A 3,568-nucleotide genomic window follows, 5' to 3' on the forward strand; every position below is an offset into this window, starting at 1 on the left:
CCCGTGCCACGCTCAGCTCACTGGCCGAGGACCTGGCGAGCCACGGCTACGTCGTGGCGGTGGTCGACCACACCTACGAGACCTGAAGGACACCTCGCGCCCCGACCCGTGGGTGCCATCGGTGAACTACCGGGAGTTGATGGTCTCCCTCTTCTACCCGGCGCTCTGGGCGTACGGTCCGACGGCGCGGTACATGACCCCGGCGGAGTCGGCGGCACTGATCGAGGACAGTGGCATCCCCGACGTGCCCCCCGAGCTGCTGAGCACGACGCGGACCCACTCCGTCCGCGATGCGTGGCCAGCCGGTCACGCGCACAGCCTGCCGCTGGTCGTGCTGTCGCCGGGCTACAAAAAGCCCCGTGCCACGCTCAGCTCACTGGCCGAGGACCTGGCGAGCCACGGCTACGTCGTGGCGGTGGTCGACCACACCTACGAGACCCTCGCCACCAGCTTCCCCGACGGGCACGTCACCGGGTGTGCCTCGTGCGACCTCCCGCACGACCCGGCGTTCTGGCAGAAGCTGGAGCAGGGCCGGGCGGCCGACGTGTCATTCGTGCTGGACGCCCTGACCGGGCCGCGCCCGAAGTGGCGTGGCGCGTACCTCATCGATTCGTCCCGCATCGGAATGGCCGGCCACTCCGTGGGTGGCGCGAGCACCCTTCCCGCCATGGTCAACGAGCCCCGCATCCGGGCCGGAATCGACATCGACGGCGACACGGACACCCCGCTCCTCGCCCCCGGGCTGTCCCGGCCATTCATGTTCCTGAGCCACCAGCTCACGCCCACCCTGTGCCAGCCCGGCGTGAACACGAGCTGGGAACGGGACTGGCAGCAGCTGACCGGGTGGAAGCGCTGGCTCGAGGTGGCGGGCACGGTGCACGCGTCGTTCACCGACGTCGGGCTGGTCATGGACCAGCTCGGCATCGACATCGGCGCGAGCACCCCCGGGGAGCGCACCCAGGCCATCACCCGGGCCTACGTCCACGCGTTCTTCGACCAGCACCTGCTCGGAAAGCAGCGGCCACTGCTGGACACGCCCTCGCCGCTGTACCCCGAGCTCGCCTTCTGCCGCTGAGCGCATCCATCGTGGCCGCGCTCAGCGGCCACTCAAGGTGGTGGCCAGCTCCTCGTAGAGGTGGATGGCGCTGCGGATGGACTTCTCCCAGTCGCCCAGGTGCAGGCTCTCGTTCTCCGAGTGGGCGTACGTGTACGGGTCCTCCACGCCGATGAGCAGCGCGGGCACGCCGCCCAATTCGCGCGCGAAGGGCTCCACGAAGGGAATGGACGCCCCGCAGCCGATGGCCACCGCCTTGCCGCCGTAGCCCTTCTCCAGCGCGCGGAACGCCGCCTGGAACGCGGGATGCGACGGGTCCGTGTACCACCAGCCGGATGCGCCCTCCGTGTGGAAGCGCAGCTCCAGCCCCCACGGGCACACCTTGCGCAGGTGGTCCTTGAGCCGCTGCTCCACGTCGCGCGGCTCCAGGTCCGGGACGATGCGGATGCCCACGCGCGCCCACGCCGAGTCGCAGATGATGTTGCGCGCGTCCTTGCGGCTGCTGGCCTGGATGGCGTTGATGGCGATGCTCGGCTGCCGCCAGTTCATCTCGAACGGGTGCTGCCCGCCGCCCAGCACCTGCACGCCCGGGAGCAGGCCCACCTGCTCGCGGAAGTACGCCTCGTCCCCCGGCAGTGACTGGATGCTCGCGCGCTCCGCCGCCGTCAGGGGCCGCACCCGCTCCTGGATGCCCTCGATGGCGATGGAGCCGTCCGGGTGCGTCAGCGTGGCCAGCATCCGGCACAGCGCCATGACGGGGTCCGGCACCGGCCCGCCCCACATGCCCGAGTGCACCGCCTGCTTCAGCGCCCGCACCTCCACGTCCACCGTGACGAGCCCCCGCAGCGCGGTGGTGATGGACGGCAGCCCCGTGTCGAAGTTCGTCGTGTCCGTGAGGACGATGGCGTCCGCCTTCAGGAGCGCCGCATGCTTCTGCAGGAAGGCCGTCAGGTGGTTGCTGCCAATCTCCTCCTCGCCCTCGATGATGACCTTCACGTTGAGCGGCAGGCTGCCCGCCCCCTTCAGCCACGCCTCCACCGCCGAGGTGTGCACCACGATGCCGGCCTTGTCGTCCGCCGTGCCCCGCCCGTACAGCCGCCCGTCCCGCTCCTGGGGCTCGAAAGGCGGGCTCTTCCAGGCTGACGCGTCTCCCGCGGGCTGCACGTCATGGTGCGCGTACAGCAGCAGCGTGGGCTTGCCCGGCGCCTTGAGCACCTCCCCGTAGACGTAGGGATGGGCGCCCTCGATTTCGAGAAGCTGCACGTTTTCAAACCCACGGTCCTTCAGCAGCTTCGCGGTGGCCTCGGCGCCCCGGCGGACGTGTGTCGGATCGAACCCGGGGAAGGAGACGCTGGGAATCCGGACGAGGGCTTTCAGGTCCTCGAGGTACGTCTGCTTCCGGGACTCGAAGTGGAAGAGTGCCTTATCGGTGGACATGGGCCCCCCATAACCCAAAAGGCAGGCAGGCGCGCCAAGTCCCCCGCGCGGATGTTTCGAGGTCCGCGTATCATGCGGCGCCATGCCTGAGACCCCGACCCTGCTGCTCGTGGACGACGACAGCTTCGTGCGCCGCATCCTCAAGGACGTCATCGCCGAAACGGGCATCGAGCTGCGTCTGCTCGAGGCCGCGGATGGCGAGGAGGGGCTCGCGGTGGCCGCTCGCGAGAAGCCCGCGGTGATGTTCCTGGACCTGTTCATGCCGAAGAAGAGCGGCCTGGAGGTGCTGGGCGCCATCAAGTCGGTGTCCCCGACGACGCGCGTGCTGGTCATCAGCAGCATGGACGCCGAGCCGGTGGTGGAGCAGGCCATGGCCGCGGGCGCCGTGGGCTTCGTGGGCAAGCCCTTCCACCCGCTGGAAATCGCCTCGGCCGTGCGCCAGGCGCTGGCTCACTGATTCACGGGGTGTCTGCGTGTCGTCTCCTGCTGTGGGTTATTGGGTTGCGGACAACCTCGGACGCGTGCTGGGCCCCCTGGCCCTCCAGGCCCTGAGAGAGCTCATCGCCTCCGGGCGGCTGAAGGCAGCGGTACGGGCCTCACGGGATGGCACCCAATGGGTGGCCCTCCAGGAGATGCCCGAGCTGCGGGACTTGTTCACCACCGCGCGTCCCACGCAGTCCGTGGAGCAGCAGCAGGCCGAGCGCCTGCGGACGCAGCTGCGCGGCCTGCAGAACCTGTCCGCCCACGAAATCTTCGGAATCAAACCCCACGCGAGTCTCGACGAGCTGCGGCTGGCCTACTTCCGCATGGCCAAGCGCTTCACGCCGGACCACATGACCCCGGACACGCACCCGGAGCTGCGCAAGGTCTCCGCGGAAATCTTCGACTTCCTCTCGCGCCGCATGCGCGAGGCGGAAGCCCTCTACATGCAGGGTGCGCAGCAGCAGCCCCGCCCGGCCCCGCCGCGGCTGGACATGAATGGCCCGCTGCCGGCCGCGCCGCCCCCGGCGCCGGTGGCGGTCCCCGTCACGCCCGTGGCCGCCGCGCCCGCCATGCCGCCCCGCCCGCCGCCGGTGG

The 3,568-nt window shown here is 70.1% G+C and carries 4 protein-coding genes; 3 read left to right on the top strand and 1 reads right to left on the bottom strand.

The window, feature by feature from the left end:
• Positions 1-121 precede the first annotated feature (121 nt).
• Positions 122-1,075 (top strand): alpha/beta hydrolase family protein, encoded by a 954-nt coding sequence (locus HG543_RS52350; RefSeq protein WP_343073661.1) that lies wholly within the window; start codon positions 122-124, stop codon positions 1,073-1,075.
• Positions 1,076-1,096: 21 nt separating this feature from the next.
• On the opposite strand, the gene HG543_RS52355 is transcribed toward HG543_RS52350, so the two are convergent.
• On the bottom strand, positions 1,097-2,491 hold the full coding sequence (locus HG543_RS52355; protein ID WP_169352472.1) for a M20/M25/M40 family metallo-hydrolase: 1,395 nt from the start codon (positions 2,489-2,491) through the stop codon (positions 1,097-1,099).
• Positions 2,492-2,573: 82 nt separating this feature from the next.
• Here HG543_RS52355 and HG543_RS52360 point away from each other — a divergent pair, with 82 nt between their 5' ends.
• Positions 2,574-2,948, top strand: a complete 375-nt coding sequence (locus HG543_RS52360; protein ID WP_169352473.1) for a response regulator — start codon at positions 2,574-2,576, stop codon at positions 2,946-2,948.
• A gap of 16 nt (positions 2,949-2,964) precedes the next feature.
• Positions 2,965-3,568 (top strand): GYF domain-containing protein (locus tag HG543_RS52365; RefSeq protein ID WP_343073662.1); only part of this gene is annotated, 604 nt, incomplete at its 3' end.

Source organism: Pyxidicoccus fallax, assembly GCF_012933655.1.
Lineage (GTDB): Bacteria > Myxococcota > Myxococcia > Myxococcales > Myxococcaceae > Myxococcus > Myxococcus fallax.

What these genes read in the sequence shown, in the direction of transcription:
- HG543_RS52360 (WP_169352473.1), top strand. Translation starts at nt 2,574, where the DNA reads ATGCCTGAGACCCCGACCCTGCTGCTCGTGGACGACGACAGCTTCGTG.
- HG543_RS52355 (WP_169352472.1), bottom strand. Translation starts at nt 2,491, where the DNA reads ATGTCCACCGATAAGGCACTCTTCCACTTCGAGTCCCGGAAGCAGACG.